Origin of the sequence: Geobacillus sp. G4 (assembly GCF_040327975.1) — a bacterium.
GTDB classification, from domain to species: Bacteria; Bacillota; Bacilli; order Bacillales; family Anoxybacillaceae; genus Geobacillus; species Geobacillus thermoleovorans.
The window spans coordinates 1-572 of sequence record NZ_JBEPJY010000065.1; the positions used below are offsets into that span (position 1 = coordinate 1).

1 protein-coding gene is annotated in these 572 nt (G+C 44.8%); it reads left to right on the plus strand.

Annotated features, from left to right (window positions below; genetic code table 11):
• The first annotated feature begins 57 nt into the window (after nt 1-57).
• Nucleotides 58-402: an IS3 family transposase gene (locus ABS784_RS16950; RefSeq protein WP_407067063.1), complete on the plus strand. Its 345-nt coding sequence runs from the start codon at nt 58-60 to the stop codon at nt 400-402.
• Nucleotides 403-572: the final 170 nt, after the last annotated feature.

Consider the following 572-nt stretch of genomic DNA (forward strand, 5'->3'; position numbering starts at 1 on the left):
CTGTACAACAATGAAATCATTGCGTATCGCATCAGTCGTTCGAATGACTTAAAATTGGTGATCGAAACTGTCAAGGATGCCATCAAAAAACGGGATGCGCGAGGAGTCCTTCTCCATAGCGATCAAGGCTCCCAGTACACATCCCGCCAGTACCATCAACTGCTGAAGGCTCATCATATCATTCCTAGTATGTCCAGAAGAGGAAACTGTTTAGACAATGCCTGCATGGAAAATTTTTTCGGGCATTTGAAATCGGAAATGGTGGACCTTCCCACCTTTGAAACGGAAGAGGAAATGATCGAGGCGATCGATCAGTACATGTATTTTTATAATTATGAACGGTGCCAGAAAAAACTAGACTACCTCAGCCCAGTGGAATACCGAATTGCCCAAGCAGCCTAGCAGACGAACGGCTGAGAATGTCTCCTTCTTCAGCTTGCCAACGATGAAGTGGAATGAAGGAGACGTTGTCAAGTGCTTTCCTTGACAACGTTTCCTCATTCCACTATCCTAACAAGCAGCTGAAGAAGGTGGGTATTTTTCACACTGTCTACTTGACAGGGATATGTTCA